The following is a 15,722-nucleotide window of genomic DNA, read 5'->3' as shown; positions in this document are numbered from 1 at the left end:
AAAAATTTTTGTAAGAAAACTCAAAGAGCAAAATTATGAACGATGATCTATCAAAAAAAAGACTAGGACGTGGATTAGCGGCATTGATTGGAGATATCAATTTAAACAACAATATTGCACGTTCATCAAGCTTTGATAAATTAAATGAATCCGGTAGTCTTTCTGAGCGATTTATTTCTATTGAATCTATTTCATGTAATCCTCACAATCCTCGGCGTCATTTTACTGAAACAGAGCTTGATAATTTGACACAATCAATTCGTCAACACGGTGTGGTTCAACCGGTTATTGTGAGGCCTTTAAGAGATCATCCTCATCAGTTTGAATTGATTGCGGGTGAACGGCGCTGGCGTGCAGCAAAACGTGCAAATTTAAGTCAATTACCCGTTATTATTCGTGATGTGGACGATAAAACGGCTTTGGAATTGGCAATTATTGAAAATGTTCAACGTGCAGATCTTAATCCTATCGAAGAAGCAAAGGGATATGATATGCTTCTAAATGAACATGATTATACGCAAGTAGATTTAGCGCAAGTTATAGGAAAAAGTCGTAGTCATGTTGCAAATACGCTTCGTTTGTTAAAACTTCCAGAAAAAGTACAACAATTCTTAACTGATGGACAACTTTCTGCAGGTCATGCACGTTGTCTTATAACCGTTGATGACCCACAAAATTTAGCTGAGAAAATTATTCGTGAAGGGCTTTCTGTACGTCAAACAGAAATACTTGCATATGAGCAAGCTAATCCTAAAACTAAAAAACGTACCAATTTGGAGAAAGATGCTGAAACAAAATCTTTAGAAAAATTACTTGCAGATGTGATAGGAATGAAAGTTATTATTCGACATGGTAAAAAAGGTGGAGATTTAAAAATACATTACTCTTCATTAGAACAATTAGATGAAATTTGTCGGCGTTTACAAAGTTAATCAATTGTTCTAAAAAGTTTTTTAACAGTTATCTTTTAAAATTTTTATTATTCTATACATATGCTCTTTAGCAAATTCTATATTGCTTGAAGGTAAAAATTTTTTTTCATAAGTAGAATTTTCTTCATCAGTAAGTACATACAATGTCGCTTGAAGTGCTAGGTGAGCAATAACAAACTCTTTCGGTGTTATATTATTTTCTTTTAAAATATTCACAAGTTTTGGATTATTAGAAATATAGGCAGCGTATTTTTCAATATTATCATTATAATTATTGAAATCACTTTTTTTATTTATTTGTTCTGGTTCTGAAGATAAATTTTTACATTCTATTTTGATTTTTTCCAGCTTTAAAAGAAGATCTTCTGTTAAGGGATAATTTGCAATGAAAGGCGGTATAAAAGAAAGATCATCTATTTCTTGTTTTTTTTCTTGAGCGTATGATGCAAAAGGAAAAATGAAGAAAAAGCACAAAAGAAGTTTAAACATGACTAAAAATTATCCTTTCTTTTTTGAATTTCAATAAATATTTTTTCGTCTGTTATTCTTTATTTTTATAAAAACATTTGTTAAATATAGTCGAAATAAACACAATTATTAGGAATGATAAAAACACGGTGATTTTTTAATGCACGGACTTTTTTATTAGATTAATGGGATGATATTTTTAATGTGTCATAGCTGATTAGTTGCTCAAAATGAGTTTTTCACAGCTATCTAAAAGAATTGTCGCTTTAAAAAAATGTTTTTTAACAAATTCAAGATTGTTTAGAAATATAGTATTTTTCTCAGTAGAATATTCCTTTTCAGGTACAAATATGAGAAGCGTTGATATTTCTTTAAGAGCTAAGGTTCCTGAAGCAAAATCTTTCGATGTTATATTATTTTCTTTTAAAATATTTACAAGTTTTGGTTTACTAGAAATATAGGTAGTGTAATTTTCAATACTAGAGTGGATACTAGAATCATAAGTTATAAGATTATTTTTTGTTTCTGGAAGTAAGTTTTTACATTCTTTTTCAATTTTTTCCAGCTTTAAAAGAAAATCTTCTGTTAAGGGATAATTTGCAATGAGAGATGATATAAGAGAAGAATTATCTGTTTCCTTTTCCTCTGCCCTTGTTAGTTGAATATGTATCACGAAAAGAAAAAGGAGGAACAAACGTAATACGAACTTAAGCATGGTTAAAAATTATCCTTTCTTCTTCGAATTTCAGCAAAGACTTCTTCATCTGTTTCTTCTTCCATTACAAGGTTTCTTCGCAATACACTATCATCCCAGCGGAGAAAGGGATTGGTGGCTTTTTCTTGCCCTAAGGTTACTGGTAAAGTCATAGCGTTTTTTGCACGTAGCAAAAAAACTTCCTCTATTCTTTGGTGGAGTTTTTTATTATGTGGGTCAATTGTTAGTGCGAAAAGAGCGTTATTTTTTGTATATTCATGTCCACAATAAAGAAGTGTTTCATCAGGAAGTTTACGAAGTTTTTTTAAAGAATTCAGCATTTGTGCTGGTGTTCCTTCGAAAAGACGTCCACAGCCCAATGAAAAAAGTGTATCTCCAGCAAAGAGTAAATTCTTTTCAGGAAAATAGTAAGATAATGCGCCTAGAGTATGACCAGGTGTTGAAAGAGCTAAAAGAAGGTGTGAGCCAAAAGAAAAACTTTCATCAGGTTGAAGTGTTTTATCAAGATGATCAATCTTTTCTTTTTCTGCTTCTGGTCCGATAACCGTAGTGTTGTAAACTTGTTTTAATTCTGATAGGGCTTCTACATGGTCGTGATGATGATGAGTTACAAAAATAGTGTTAAGTGTCCAATTGTGGCGCTTTAAGGCGTTGTGAATCGCTTTGCCTTCAGGAGCATCTATTGCAGCTGTCATATCACTTTTTTCATCATGAAGGAGTACACCGAAATTGTTTTCTCGACAAATAAACTGTTCAATCAACATATTTTTTCTCCCGAACAGTGTTTGGCGATGAATCTATAAAATAATCGGTAGTGATGATTTTTTTAAGAATCAGATTTGTCCTCTTCTGTAAAAAGTCCTTTTGAATGTTTTATAATTATAGGCATTTGGGTAAGCATGAAAAGGACTGTTATAGGCATGACGCCAAATACTTTGAAACTTGTCCAGAAATTATCGCTAAAATTACGCCAAATTATTTCATTCAAAATGGCAAGAAAAATGAAAAAAAACGCCCAACGATAGGTAAGTTTTTGCCAACCTAAATCATCAAGTTTTAAGGTAGAATCAAGAGCATAACGTAAAAGTGGTTTTTTAAAAAACATCCCACCAAAAAGTATAAAAGCAAATAAGCTATTAATGATTGTTGGTTTCATTTTTATGAAAGTTTCATTATGAAGCCAGAGAGTTAGAAAGCCAAAAACTAAAACAAATATTCCTGAAATAAGAGGCATAATAGGAATTTGTCTTGCAAGGATCCATGATAAGTTTAGGGAAATAATAATAGCTACCATAAAAATAGCTGTTGCAGGGAAAATAGGCTTACTAAAATTTTGAAAAAATCCAATGTTTTTTATCAGCCATTCTCCCTTATAATTGGCAAAAAAGAAGGCAACCAATGGACCCATTTCCAAAAGAAACTTAAGTGTTGGTGAGAGAGAATTTTTTTTATTGTTATTCATCTTTTTTTCAGAATTATTGTGTAAATTAGGATTAGATAAAGGCTGTTTCATGCGTGTTTTCCTGCAATAGTTTCGGCAAAGTCAGAAGCAGAAAAGGGTTGAAGGTCTTCAATATCTTCTCCTATACCGATAAAATAAACGGGTAATTTATATTTTGCTGCGATAGCGACAAGAATTCCTCCTCGTGCAGTTCCATCTAGCTTTGTCATAACTAAACCATTAACACCAGCAATATCACGGAAAATGTCCACTTGGTTGAGTGCATTTTGTCCGGTTGTTGCATCAAGAGTTTGAAGGATTGTGTGGGGTGCTTGGGGGGTGTGTTTTTTTAAAACACGAATAATTTTTGCCAACTCATCCATTAATTCAGATTTATTTTGTAAACGCCCTGCTGTATCAATAATTAATACATCACTGTTTGTTTTTTTTGCTTTTTCATAAGCATCAAATGCTAAGCTGGCGGCATCTGCACCCAATTTTGTCGAAATAACAGGAGAATTGGTACGTTCACCCCAAATGTGTAGTTGCTCAATAGCAGCGGCTCGGAAAGTATCACCTGCTGCCAGCATAACTTTTAATCCCCCTTCTGTTAATTTGGCTGAAAGTTTTCCAATAGTTGTCGTTTTTCCAGTGCCATTTACACCTACCAGCAAAATAACATGAGGTTTATGGCTGAGATCAAGTTCTAATGGTATTGCAACAGGTTCCAGAACTTTTTTGACCTCATCAGCTACAATAGTATGAATATCATCTGGGGAGAGGTTTTTTCCGTAACGACTGGAAGCTAAAGTATTTGTGATGCGTGTTGCCGTCTCTACACCTATGTCAGCTTGGATAAGAATATCTTCGAGCTCTTGCAATGTATCTTCATCAAGTTTTCTTTTAACAAAGAGATCGGCAATTGATCCGCTTAGGCGTTGTGAAGAAAGGGATAGGCCTTTTTTAAGGCGCCCAAACCACGCTGTTTTTTTTTGTTCAACAGAAGGTTCAGATAAAATTTCTTCATTCTTTTTTTCACGGATGTTGTCTGTGACAATAATTTTACCAGAAAAGGGAATTTTATCAGAATGGGATTCTAGAAATGGAGATTTTTCATCATATTTTGTAAGTATTGACTCTGGATTTTTTGTTTGTTCTTCTTTTTCTGTGTTTATAGAGATTTGATTATTTTTTGTCTTTTCATTTTTGTCTTTATTTTCTTCTATTATATCGCTTTTATCAGGAATAGAAATCTGTTGTTCAATTTCTTCCTCTTGAGATTTGTTAAAAGAGAATATTTTTTTTATAAAAGATTTAGTCATAAGAATTCTCCTGCTCAAGCAGCGTTTAATTTTGGAGGGACAGCAATCAATTTATCGCCATCATGATCAACGATAAGGGCTTGAACAATTGTTCCTGCTTTTGCACCTTTAACTTGTACAAGAGTATAATCTTCTGTTCGTCCGATTTCATCTTTTTCAACGAGAATTGTTTGTAGACTGTTTTGTAAATGAGCAAGATGCTTTTTGTAAGCCATATCACCTGCTTTACGCAATTTTTCAGCACGCAGCTTAATTATTTTACGGTTGATTTGTGGCATACGTGCGGCAGGTGTTCCTTCTCTTGGACTAAAGGGGAAGACATGGAGATGGGTTAAATTACAATCTTTGATTAAGGCAAGACTATTTTGAAACATCTCTTCTGTTTCTGTAGGAAAACCAGCAATTAAGTCGGCACCATAAACCATTGTAGAACGTTTGGCACGCAATTCTTGGCAAAATTGAATGGCATGTTCGCGCAGATGACGCCGTTTCATCCGTTTTAAAATCATATTATCACCTGCTTGCAAAGATAAATGCAAATGGGGCATGATTCTTGTTTCATAAGCTAAAAGATTTATGAGTTCTTCGTCTGCTTCAATAGAGTCAATAGATGAGAGGCGTAATCGGGCTAAGTCAGGGACATGATGCAAAATAGCTGAAGTTAATTTTCCTAGAGTAGCTTTTCCAGGAAGATCGTGGCCATAACTTGTAAGGTCAACACCTGTAAGGACCACTTCTTGGATACCCCCACCTATCAGCTTTTTAATTTGTTCTATGACAGCACCCATGGGAACTGAACGAGATGGTCCTCGTCCATAAGGAATAATGCAAAATGTACAGCGGTGATCGCATCCGTTTTGTACCTGTACAAAAGCGCGGGTGCGCTCTTGCATTGCACTGACCATATGTGGAGCAATTTTTTGTACTTCCATAATGTCATTGATATGCACCTTTTCAGAATGATTAATACCAAAATCAGGAAGTTGACGATAAGAATGAGCGTGAAGTTTATCTTCGTTTCCTAAAACAAGATCTACTTCTGTCATTGAGGCAAAATTTTGTGCTTCTGTTTGGGCTGCACACCCTGTTACAATGATATGCGCATGAGGATTTTCACGCCTTGCTTTGCGGATAGCTTGTTTTGCTTGTCGTACGGCTTCGGCAGTGACAGCACAGGTATTAAAGATAATAGCACCATCTTTAAGTTGATCTAGCCCTGAAGAAGTACTTTCTTTGCGAATGATTTCCGATTCGTAGCTATTAAGTCGACAACCAAAAGTTACAATTTCTATTGCCATCAGGAGTGATCCTTTTTGTAGCACCCTGTTAAAGGGCTTAAAAAACCACTAAAGTGATATTTAATTGGTCCTGTCATGATAATATGATCGTCTTCTCGGTAAAAAATATTAAGTGTTCCCTTTGGTAAATTTACATCAACATGGCGCTCTGTAAGTCCACGACGATAAGCAGCCACTGCACTTGCACAAGCAGCACTCCCACATGCTTGTGTTAATCCTGCCCCTCGCTCCCATGTACGTAAATTTAGACTTTTCTTTGACGTTATGCAAGCAATGGAAATATTGCACCGTTCGGGAAACAGGGGATCATGTTCAAGTTTTGGCCCATATTTTTCTAATGGAATATGTTGAATATCATTTTCAACAAAAAAGATAGCATGGAGATTGCCAATGGATATGAGACAAGCGTCTTTTAGGGGACCAGCCATAATTTCTACGTGATTGGTATCAACTATTTCACGTGAAACAGGCATCTCTTTTGCATTGAAATTTGGGCATCCCATATCAACAGAAATGAGATTATCGGTTTGGTATTTTCCTTCAATAATTCCAGCGGGAGTTTCTAAATGAAATTTTTCACCAAAATTGTGATCTTTAAGCCATGCGATGACACAGCGGGTACCATTGCCACAAGCTTTAGCTATTGATCCGTCGGCATTCCATATTTCTATGCGGAAGTCGGTTTTTTTCTGAGTTGGTGTGTGGATAGCCATGATTTGATCAAAATGCATTTCAGGATCTGCCGACAAAGCAAGGATTGCTTGTGGTGTAAGAGCGTATGTGCTTTCACGCATATCAACAACAATAATTTGATTTCCAAGACCGTCCATTTTGCTAAATGGCGTTTTCATGAAACTTCTCTATTTCTAATGTTACTTGTAAAAAGATATATGGCTGAAAATATTATAAATTTCTAGTGTTTAATAAATATAAAATTGGGTACATAAATTATTTCTTTTAAAATAAGTGATTTTAACCTGTTTTTTTTAATTTGTTAATTTATCTTTGTAACTATAACAAATATTCGCTTAATTTTTTTGTGAACTTATTTATTGTCGTGGGAGAGAGTACAGACATGGCGTTTTCAAAAGTTTCGTTTTTCGTTGCACTATCAACTGTAATGTTTTTAGGGGGATGTTCAACAACACGGTTTGATGGTAATGACGATGGTAACGCATTAGAAGTTTTTTATCCATCTCAACAAATGACAATATTAGAAGCGTCTGATCTGTCGTCTACTTCTTCGTCGATATCTGAAGATGCAAACGCTCCGATGTATGAAAAAGGAGATTCTCAGAGCGATGGACGAATGGCTAGTCTCGAATTGCCAAGTAATGCCACTGATTTATTTCCTGCAAGTGTTGCTGGGGTATGGAATCTTTCTATGGGAGGAAAAGTTTGCCGGATTGCAACTCCACAAACAAAGTTTGGACAAGGGTACCGTGCTGGTCCTTTACACTGTCCAGGAATTGCTTCCCAAGTGAGATCGTGGGCTGTTAAAGGAAAAAGATTATATTTTTATAATAACTCTGGACGTGTTATCCTCGTTCTTTATTCTTCAAATGTTGATCGTTTTGAGGGACGTACACTTGATGATCATCCCGTTATTTTAAGTCGTTAAATCATTTTTGATCGTTTATGATAAACTAAACTAGACGGACAGATTCTTGAAAAGTATTTGTATTTTTCATTGAGATCAGTTTGAAAAAGGTTTTTTGGATGATTCTCGTTTCAACACGTTATAAGGAGCTTGTCGCTAAAGGAGAGGTTTGTTTTGATCCCGCTCAATTAGCTATAACAGAATATTTTGATCATTTATTAAAAAAAATTGCGGAACAAAATATCTCTCATCCTTTGCCTTGGATATTTTGCTCTTTCTTTAACAGAATATTTAAAAGGAAAAAACAAAATATTTCTTGCGTTGTAAAACAAGGAGATGAAACAGGTTTTTTTCAGGGACTGTATATTTATGGTGAAGTAGGACGGGGCAAAACCATGCTGATGGATTTGTTCTTTTCTTGTTTGCCTAAAGGTCATAAAAAGCGTGCCCATTTTAATGATTTTATGGCTGATGTGCATGAGCGTATTAATTCTTATCGTCAAGCATCTGGGTGTACAAAATTTAAACAAGATAATCCTATTTTAGCTGTTGCTGAAGATCTTGTACGAGAAGCAAAAGTACTTTGTTTTGATGAGTTTAGTGTAACGGATATTGCTGATGCTATGGTATTGGGGCGGCTTATTTCTGCTCTGTTTGATAAAGGAATTTTCTTTATTGCGACTTCAAATGTGGCGCCGGATAACCTTTATTGTAACGGTTTGAATCGTGAGCTCTTTTTGCCTTTTATTCAAGTTTTGAAAGCATATGTTCGTGTTGTTAATCTTGATGCAAAAACAGATTATCGCCTTGAAAAATCAAATCTACAACAGATGTATGTATCGCCGTTGGGGGTCCAAGCAAATGAATATATGGATCAAGCATGGGCACTTGTATTGCAAGGACATAAGGAGATGTCTGATGAGCTTTCTATAAAAGGGCGCTTTATTCCTATTCCGCGCTTTGGTGCAGGATGTGCTCGTTTTGATTATGGGGATTTATGTGCAAAGCCTTTGGCCGCGGCTGAATATTTGTTATTAGGAGAGCATTATCATACGATTTTTATTGATAATGTACCGGTCATGGATGATACATGTCGCAATGAAACAAAACGGTTTATTTTGCTTATTGATATTCTTTATGAGCGGCATATACGGTTGTTTATGTCGGCAGCCGCAGGGATAGGGGATTTGTATAAAGGGCATGCGCAGATTACGGAAACATTTGAATTTCAAAGAACACAATCACGTCTTTTCGAAATGCAAAGCTACGATTATTTAAAACTTTGGGAAGAACATTTTCTTTTGAAGAAGAAGCATTGATTATACTTTTACCTTTACGTAAACTGTCAAAACAATAACTTTTTGAAATTAAAGAAATATAATAATTCTGTTGTATTTTTTTTAAATTCACTTTATCGATACATCGTGATAATTTTCTAATAGTTGTTTCAGCGGAGGGTTGTTGTTTCTGTAAGGAGATAAATTTGTAAATTTCATTTCTTTACTCCTTTTTATGATATTGTTTGAATATGGTTGAAGTCAAAATATTCAGTATACGGACGTTGATTGGGTGTGCGCTGAATTATCTAAAAGTTAGGAAAAAATAAAATGGCACGGAAAAAAATAGCTCTCATTGGTTCAGGTATGATTGGTGGTACTTTAGCACATATTATTGGGCTTAAAGAGCTTGCTGATGTGGTCTTATTTGATATTACAGAAGGTGTGCCACAAGGTAAGGCTCTAGATATAGCCGAATCTTCTCCCGTTGATGGTTTTGATATCAGTCTAAAAGGTGCTAATGCTTATGAAGCAATTGAAGGTGCTGATGTTGTTATTGTAACAGCAGGCGTTGCGCGAAAACCTGGTATGAGCCGTGATGAACTTTTGGGCATTAATTTAAAGGTTATGGAACAAGTTGGAGCTGGAATTAAAAAATACGCTTCTTCAGCGTTTGTTATTTGTATTACCAATCCCCTTGATGCGATGGTGTGGGCATTGCAGAAATTTTCAGGTCTCCCTACACATAAAGTGGTTGGGATGGCTGGTGTTCTTGATTCAGCGCGTTTTCGTCATTTCTTATCTGAGGAATTTAAGGTCTCTATTAAAGATGTGACAGCGTTTGTTTTAGGGGGCCACGGTGATACAATGGTTCCTCTCGTGCGTTATTCAACGGTTGGTGGTATTTCTTTGCCTGATCTTGTAAAGATGGGCTGGACAACACAGGAAAGAATTGATCAAATTATCCAGCGTACCCGTGATGGCGGTGCAGAAATTGTTGGTTTGTTAAAAACAGGTTCTGCTTATTATGCACCAGCAGCTTCTGCTGTTTCTATGGCTGAGGCTTATCTAAAGGACACTAAGCGTGTTGTGCCTGTTGCAGCTTATCTTTCAGGAGAATATGGGGTTAATGATACCTACGTTGGTGTTCCTGTTGTACTTGGTGCAGGTGGTGTTGAACGAGTCATTGAAATTGATCTTGATAAGGAAGAAAGAGGTGCTTTTGATCATTCAGTAAATGCGGTTAAAAAGCTTTGTGAAGCTTGTATTGCTCTTGTACCTAGTCTCAAGTAAATTGAACAAGGTTTAATTCATTAAAATAAGTATAGAATATTAAAACTTTAGGATTAATAAGATCCATAAAAGAAAAGGACAAATGCATGAATATCCATGAGTATCAGGCCAAACGTCTGCTTCATGAATATGGAGCACCAATTGCAAATGGTGTTGCTGTTTATTCTGTAGAGCAAGCTGAAAAATGGGCGGAAAAATTGCCCGGACCTCTCTATGTGGTTAAAAGTCAGATACACGCTGGTGGTCGTGGTAAGGGTAAGTTTAAAGAACTTGGTCCTGATGCAAAGGGTGGTGTTCGGCTTGCACAATCTGTTGAAGAAGTTGTTGCAAATGTTCAAGAAATGCTTGGAAAAACTTTGGTAACCAAACAAACTGGTCCAGAGGGTAAGCAGGTCAACCGCCTTTATATTGAAGATGGTGCCGATATTGAACGGGAGCTTTATCTTTCACTTTTGGTTGATCGTAGCGTTGGTCGAATTGCTTTTGTTGTTTCAACAGAAGGTGGAATGGATATTGAAACGGTTGCTGAAGAGACACCAGAAAAAATATTCACGCTTCCCATTGATGCTGTAGAGGGTGTTACTTCTGCTGATTGTGCAAGACTTTGTGATGCGTTGAAACTACAAAGTAGTGCGCGAGAAGATGGTGAAAAGCTTTTTCCGATTTTCTATAAGGCATTTTGTGAAAAAGATATGAGCCTTTTAGAAATCAATCCGCTTGTTGTGATGAAAGATGGTCACTTGCGTGTTCTTGATGCGAAAGTTTCTTTTGATAATAATGCTCTGTTTCGTCATCCAGATATTTTAGAATTGCGCGATCTTTCAGAGGAAGATCCAAAGGAAATAGAAGCATCAAAGCATGATCTTGCTTATGTTGCTCTTGAGGGTACGATTGGTTGCATGGTTAATGGTGCTGGGCTTGCTATGGCAACAATGGATATCATTAAGCTTTATGGAGCAGAGCCAGCGAATTTTTTGGATGTTGGTGGTGGAGCATCAAAAGAAAAGGTGACAGCTGCTTTTAAGATTATTACGGCCGATCCAAATGTTAAGGGCATTTTGGTTAACATTTTTGGTGGTATTATGCGTTGTGATGTCATTGCTGAAGGTGTGGTTGCTGCTGTTCGTGAGGTTGGTTTAAAGGTTCCCTTGGTTGTTCGTCTTGAAGGTACTAATGTTGAGCAAGGTAAAGCAATTATCAATGAGAGTGGTTTGAATGTTATTCCTGCTGATGATTTAGATGATGCTGCCCAAAAAATTGTTGCAGCCGTGAAGGGAGCTTAAGCTATGTCAATTCTTGTGAATAAAGAGACAAAAGTTCTCGTTCAAGGGCTTACAGGAAAAACAGGAACATTTCATACAGAACAGGCGCTTGCTTATCATGGTACGCAAATGGTTGGTGGCGTTAATCCTAAAAAGGGTGGAGAAACATGGGAAGGTTCAAAAGGCGAAACTCTTCCTATTTTCGCTAATGTTGCAGAAGCAAAAGAAAAAACAGGCGCGGATGCTTCCGTTATTTATGTTCCTCCAGCAGGGGCTGCGGCAGCTATTATAGAGGCTATTGAAGCTGAAATTTGTTTAATTATCTGTATTACGGAAGGTATTCCCGTTATGGATATGGTTAAAGTGAAGGCGCGATTAGAAAACTCAAAGTCTCGTCTTATTGGTCCTAATTGTCCCGGTATTCTTACACCAAATGAATGTAAAATTGGTATTATGCCTGGTTCTATTTTTAGAAAAGGTTCTGTTGGGGTTGTCTCGAGGTCGGGAACTTTAACTTATGAAGCCGTTTTTCAAACGAGTCAGGAAGGTCTCGGACAAACGACTGCTATAGGGATTGGTGGCGATCCTGTTAAGGGCACTGAATTTATTGATGTGTTGGAAATGTTTTTAGCGGATGATGAAACCGAGTCTATTGTTATGATTGGTGAGATTGGTGGTTCTGCTGAAGAAGAAGCAGCACAGTTTTTGCAAGATGAAGCAAGAAAAGGTCGTAAAAAGCCAGTTGTTGGCTTTATTGCTGGCCGTACGGCTCCTCCAGGACGTACAATGGGACATGCTGGTGCTGTTATTTCTGGTGGTAAAGGTGGAGCAGAAGATAAAATTGCGGCAATGGAATCAGCTGGGATTCGTGTGTCTTCTTCGCCATCACAGATAGGTAAGACTTTGATGTCAGTTTTGAAAGGCTAAAAGAAAGTTTCACCTGAATAAGAAAAGGTTCTTAGATTCAGGTGAAAAAACTTGAGTATAAAAAGGTAAAACTTTTTTGAATGTTCAAATTACTGCTTGTTTGTAAGCATTTAAAGGTCAAAAGAGATATAAGGAGACGGAATAGATGTTCCGGAGAGGTATATGGCAAGGCAGGACGAAATAAATAGCCTTTTTGCACAGACATCATTTCTTTATGGTGGGAATGCGGATTATATAGATCAACTTTATGCTCAATATGAAAAAGATCCTACCAGTGTTGATTCACAGTGGCGTGCTTTTTTTGAAGGACTTCATGATAATAAAGAAGATGTTCTTAAAAATGCTGAAGGAGCAACATGGCAGCGTGATCATTGGCCATTAAAAGCAGAGGGTGAATTGGTTTCTGCTCTTGATGGTGATTGGTCTTCTCTTGAAAAATATCTTGGCGATAAATTAAAGGAAAAAGCAATAACAGGTGCTGCACAAAAGGGAAAAACTTCCAGTAAACAAGATATTATTCGTGCAACACGTGATTCCATTCATGCAATTATGATGATTCGTGCGTTTCGAGAACGGGGACATCTTCATGCGCAGCTTGACCCTCTTCAATTGGCCGAAAAACAAGAAGATTATAAGGAACTTTCTCCAGAAGCTTATGGTTTTACTCCAGCTGATTACGAGCGTCCCATTTTTATTGATAATGTTTTAGGGTTGGAATATGCAACTATTCCGCAAATGCTTGAGATTCTCAATCGTACCTATTGTTCAACAATCGGTGTGGAATATATGCATGTTTCTGATCCGGTTCAGAAAGTATGGCTTCAAGAACGTATTGAAGGGCGAGATAAAAAAAATTCTTTCACACAACAAGACAAGAAAGCTATTCTGAATAAGCTTATTCAGGCGGAGGGATTCGAACAGTTTTTAGACACTAAATATAAAGGTACAAAGCGTTTTGGACTCGATGGTGGTGAGGCGCTGATTCCCGCTCTTGAACAGATTATCAAATGTGGTAGTGCTTTGGGGGTGCAGGAAGTTATTTTAGGAATGGCGCATCGTGGTCGTTTAAATGTTCTTTCACAAGTTCTTGCCAAACCGCATAGGGCTATTTTTCATGAATTCAAAGGGGGATCTTACAAGCCTGATGATGTGGAGGGATCCGGTGATGTTAAATATCATTTGGGAACTACCGCTGATCTGGACTTTGATGGTAAAAAAGTTCATTTATCACTGTTGGCCAATCCATCTCATCTTGAGATTGTTGATCCGGTTGTTATGGGAAAAGCACGTGCTAAACAAGATCAACTTATGGGACCTGCGCATACTGATTTACTCCCATTAAGTGAGCGTTCAAAAGTGATGCCATTGCTTATTCATGGTGATGCCGCTTTTGCAGGACAAGGCGTTATCCAAGAAACTTTTGGTCTTTCAGGTCTTAAAGGTTATCGTGTTGCAGGCTCACTTCATGTTATTATCAATAACCAGATTGGTTTTACAACATCTCCACGTTTTTCACGTTCTTCGCCTTATCCATCAGATGTCGCAAAAATGATTGACGCACCAATTTTCCATGTGAATGGTGATGATCCTGAGGCAGTTGTTTTTGTTGCCAAAATAGCAACAGAGTTTCGCCAAATTTTCCATAAACCAGTGGTTATTGATATGTTTTGTTATCGCCGTTATGGGCATAATGAAGGTGATGAACCTTCCTTTACGCAGCCGCTTATGTATAAAGCAATACGTAATCATAAAACAACACTTCAACTTTATAGTGACCAATTAGTAGCAGAAGGAATGGTTACTTCAGAAGAAATTGAGCAACAAAAAAAATTATGGCGCGATAAGCTTGAAGGTGAACTTGAAGCAAGTGCTTCTTATAAACCTAATAAGGCTGATTGGCTTGATGGAAGCTGGACGGGACTCAAAGCTTTTAGTAGTTCTGATGAGCAGCATTCTAGAACAACCGGTGTTGAATTAAAAACTTTAAAGGAAATTGGTCAGAAAATTGTTGAAATTCCGGCGAATTTTCACGTTCACAAAACCATTCAACGTTTTTTAAATAATCGTGCTAAAATTTTTGAAACCGGTGAGGGGGTTGATTGGGCAACCGCTGAAGCTTTAGCTTTTGGTTCACTTTGTTTGGAAGGAGCGCCGGTTCGTCTTTCCGGTGAAGATGTTGAACGGGGAACTTTTTCACAACGTCATTCAGTTCTTTATGACCAAGAAAATGAGGCGCGTTATATTCCTTTGAATCATTTACAAAAGGGGCAAGCGCTTTATGACGTTGTTAATTCTATGCTTTCTGAAGAAGCTGTTCTTGGTTTTGAATATGGATATTCTCTTGCTGAACCACGAGGATTAACACTTTGGGAAGCACAATTTGGTGATTTCTCTAATGGTGCACAGGTCATTTTTGATCAATTTATTTCATCTGCAGAGCGTAAGTGGCTTCGTATGTCTGGTCTTGTGTGTTTATTGCCTCATGGTTTTGAAGGGCAAGGGCCGGAGCATTCTTCTGCACGTTTAGAACGGTTTCTTCAACTTTGTGCGGAAGATAATATGCAGGTTGCTAATTGTACAACCCCTGCAAATTATTTTCATATTTTGCGTCGACAAATTAAGCGTGATTTCCGTAAGCCATTGATTTTGATGACACCGAAATCACTTTTACGTCATAAGCGAGCTGTTTCTCTTCTCAATGAAATGGGGCCAGAAACAAGTTTCTGTCGTGTGTTGCTTGATGATGCAGAATGTCTCAAAGATTCTGTCATTAAGTTGCAAAAAGATAATAAGATTCGCCGTGTCGTTCTTTGTACTGGTAAGGTTTATTACGATCTTTATGAAGAACGTGAAAAAAAGGGTATTGATGATGTTTACCTCCTTCGTATTGAACAGCTTTATCCTTTCCCTGCAAAAGTTTTGGTGAATGTGTTATCGCGCTTTTTGCAGGCGGAAGTTTTTTGGTGCCAAGAGGAACCAAAAAACATGGGGGCTTGGTCATTTATTGAGCCTTATTTGGAATGGGTTTTGACGCATATTAATGCGCAATATTCACGTGCTCGTTATGCAGGACGTCCTGCGAGTGCGTCACCGGCCTCTGGGTTGATGGTGAAACACCTTGAACAACTGGCTGCGTTTCTTAAAGACGCGTTAGGTTCTTAATTTATTACTACTCTGATGTATGGAA

At 37.0% G+C, this 15,722-nt stretch carries 14 protein-coding genes; 7 read left to right on the top strand and 7 right to left on the bottom strand.

The genetic code is table 11. The annotated features are described in order from the left end of the window. The first annotated feature begins 35 nt into the window (after positions 1-35). Positions 36-932: a ParB/RepB/Spo0J family partition protein gene (locus tag ACFIQE_RS00455; protein ID WP_375707181.1), complete on the top strand. Its 897-nt coding sequence runs from the start codon at positions 36-38 to the stop codon at positions 930-932. A 21-nt stretch (positions 933-953) separates the two neighbouring features. Here the strand turns inward: ACFIQE_RS00455 and ACFIQE_RS00450 are convergent, their stop codons facing one another. From ACFIQE_RS00450 to dapF, 7 genes are all read right to left on the bottom strand, one after another. Next, positions 954-1,421, bottom strand: a complete 468-nt coding sequence (locus tag ACFIQE_RS00450; protein ID WP_375707180.1) for a hypothetical protein — start codon at positions 1,419-1,421, stop codon at positions 954-956. Between the two features lie 196 nt (positions 1,422-1,617). Beyond that, positions 1,618-2,115 (bottom strand): hypothetical protein, encoded by a 498-nt coding sequence (locus ACFIQE_RS00445; protein ID WP_375629108.1) that lies wholly within the window; start codon positions 2,113-2,115, stop codon positions 1,618-1,620. A gap of 2 nt (positions 2,116-2,117) precedes the next feature. Beyond that, positions 2,118-2,879: a hydroxyacylglutathione hydrolase gene (gene gloB / locus ACFIQE_RS00440; protein ID WP_375707179.1), complete on the bottom strand. Its 762-nt coding sequence runs from the start codon at positions 2,877-2,879 to the stop codon at positions 2,118-2,120. 62 nt (positions 2,880-2,941) lie between these two features. Further along, on the bottom strand, positions 2,942-3,628 hold the full coding sequence (locus tag ACFIQE_RS00435) for a septation protein A (RefSeq protein WP_375629102.1): 687 nt from the start codon (positions 3,626-3,628) through the stop codon (positions 2,942-2,944). Continuing rightward, complete coding sequence (gene ftsY / locus ACFIQE_RS00430; protein WP_375707178.1) at positions 3,625-4,878, bottom strand: signal recognition particle-docking protein FtsY; 1,254 nt, start codon at positions 4,876-4,878, stop codon at positions 3,625-3,627. The genes ACFIQE_RS00435 and ftsY overlap by 4 nt, the downstream gene beginning before the upstream one ends. 14 nt (positions 4,879-4,892) lie before the next feature. Then, positions 4,893-6,176 (bottom strand): tRNA (N(6)-L-threonylcarbamoyladenosine(37)-C(2))-methylthiotransferase MtaB, encoded by a 1,284-nt coding sequence (gene mtaB / locus ACFIQE_RS00425; RefSeq protein ID WP_375620902.1) that lies wholly within the window; start codon positions 6,174-6,176, stop codon positions 4,893-4,895. Then, positions 6,176-7,027, bottom strand: coding sequence for a diaminopimelate epimerase (gene dapF / locus ACFIQE_RS00420; RefSeq protein ID WP_375620903.1), 852 nt, complete (start codon positions 7,025-7,027; stop codon positions 6,176-6,178). Before dapF ends, mtaB begins: the two co-directional genes overlap by 1 nt. Before the next feature lie 224 nt (positions 7,028-7,251). Between dapF and ACFIQE_RS00415 the strand changes: the two genes are divergently transcribed. The 6 genes from ACFIQE_RS00415 (at position 7,252) to ACFIQE_RS00390 (ending at position 15,697) form a co-directional block, all read left to right on the top strand. Continuing rightward, positions 7,252-7,797: an AprI/Inh family metalloprotease inhibitor gene (locus tag ACFIQE_RS00415; protein ID WP_375620904.1), complete on the top strand. Its 546-nt coding sequence runs from the start codon at positions 7,252-7,254 to the stop codon at positions 7,795-7,797. Between the two features lie 98 nt (positions 7,798-7,895). Further along, positions 7,896-9,095: a cell division protein ZapE gene (zapE, locus tag ACFIQE_RS00410; RefSeq protein WP_375620905.1), complete on the top strand. Its 1,200-nt coding sequence runs from the start codon at positions 7,896-7,898 to the stop codon at positions 9,093-9,095. A gap of 288 nt (positions 9,096-9,383) precedes the next feature. Then, positions 9,384-10,346, top strand: coding sequence for a malate dehydrogenase (gene mdh, locus ACFIQE_RS00405; RefSeq protein ID WP_375611328.1), 963 nt, complete (start codon positions 9,384-9,386; stop codon positions 10,344-10,346). Between the two features lie 86 nt (positions 10,347-10,432). Then, entirely contained in the window at positions 10,433-11,629 is a 1,197-nt protein-coding gene (sucC, locus tag ACFIQE_RS00400; protein ID WP_375707177.1) for an ADP-forming succinate--CoA ligase subunit beta, read from the top strand. Between the two features lie 3 nt (positions 11,630-11,632). Then, the gene (gene sucD / locus ACFIQE_RS00395; RefSeq protein WP_375620907.1) at positions 11,633-12,535 is read left to right on the top strand and encodes a succinate--CoA ligase subunit alpha; all 903 of its coding nucleotides are present in this window, start codon (positions 11,633-11,635) and stop codon (positions 12,533-12,535) included. Between the two features lie 162 nt (positions 12,536-12,697). Continuing rightward, positions 12,698-15,697, top strand: a complete 3,000-nt coding sequence (locus tag ACFIQE_RS00390) for a 2-oxoglutarate dehydrogenase E1 component (RefSeq protein ID WP_375707176.1) — start codon at positions 12,698-12,700, stop codon at positions 15,695-15,697. Positions 15,698-15,722 lie beyond the last annotated feature (25 nt).

The sequence above is a fragment of the Bartonella sp. AA1HLJMS genome (assembly GCF_042197445.1).
GTDB lineage: Bacteria > Pseudomonadota > Alphaproteobacteria > Rhizobiales > Rhizobiaceae > Bartonella.
The sequence above is the reverse complement of the archived record's forward strand: the minus strand, read 5'-3'. Positions and strand labels throughout refer to the sequence as shown.

Excerpts from the sequence above, each read along its gene's own strand:
- ACFIQE_RS00390 (WP_375707176.1), top strand. The coding sequence starts at position 12,698 with ATGGCAAGGCAGGACGAAATAAATAGCCTTTTTGCACAGACATCATTT.
- ftsY (WP_375707178.1), bottom strand. The coding sequence starts at position 4,878 with ATGACTAAATCTTTTATAAAAAAAATATTCTCTTTTAACAAATCTCAA.
- ACFIQE_RS00455 (WP_375707181.1), top strand. The coding sequence starts at position 36 with ATGAACGATGATCTATCAAAAAAAAGACTAGGACGTGGATTAGCGGCA.
- ACFIQE_RS00450 (WP_375707180.1), bottom strand. The coding sequence starts at position 1,421 with ATGTTTAAACTTCTTTTGTGCTTTTTCTTCATTTTTCCTTTTGCATCA.
- gloB (WP_375707179.1), bottom strand. The coding sequence starts at position 2,879 with ATGTTGATTGAACAGTTTATTTGTCGAGAAAACAATTTCGGTGTACTC.
- ACFIQE_RS00445 (WP_375629108.1), bottom strand. The coding sequence starts at position 2,115 with ATGCTTAAGTTCGTATTACGTTTGTTCCTCCTTTTTCTTTTCGTGATA.
- mdh (WP_375611328.1), top strand. The coding sequence starts at position 9,384 with ATGGCACGGAAAAAAATAGCTCTCATTGGTTCAGGTATGATTGGTGGT.
- ACFIQE_RS00415 (WP_375620904.1), top strand. The coding sequence starts at position 7,252 with ATGGCGTTTTCAAAAGTTTCGTTTTTCGTTGCACTATCAACTGTAATG.
- mtaB (WP_375620902.1), bottom strand. The coding sequence starts at position 6,176 with ATGGCAATAGAAATTGTAACTTTTGGTTGTCGACTTAATAGCTACGAA.
- sucD (WP_375620907.1), top strand. The coding sequence starts at position 11,633 with ATGTCAATTCTTGTGAATAAAGAGACAAAAGTTCTCGTTCAAGGGCTT.
- dapF (WP_375620903.1), bottom strand. The coding sequence starts at position 7,027 with ATGAAAACGCCATTTAGCAAAATGGACGGTCTTGGAAATCAAATTATT.
- zapE (WP_375620905.1), top strand. The coding sequence starts at position 7,896 with ATGATTCTCGTTTCAACACGTTATAAGGAGCTTGTCGCTAAAGGAGAG.
- sucC (WP_375707177.1), top strand. The coding sequence starts at position 10,433 with ATGAATATCCATGAGTATCAGGCCAAACGTCTGCTTCATGAATATGGA.
- ACFIQE_RS00435 (WP_375629102.1), bottom strand. The coding sequence starts at position 3,628 with ATGAAACAGCCTTTATCTAATCCTAATTTACACAATAATTCTGAAAAA.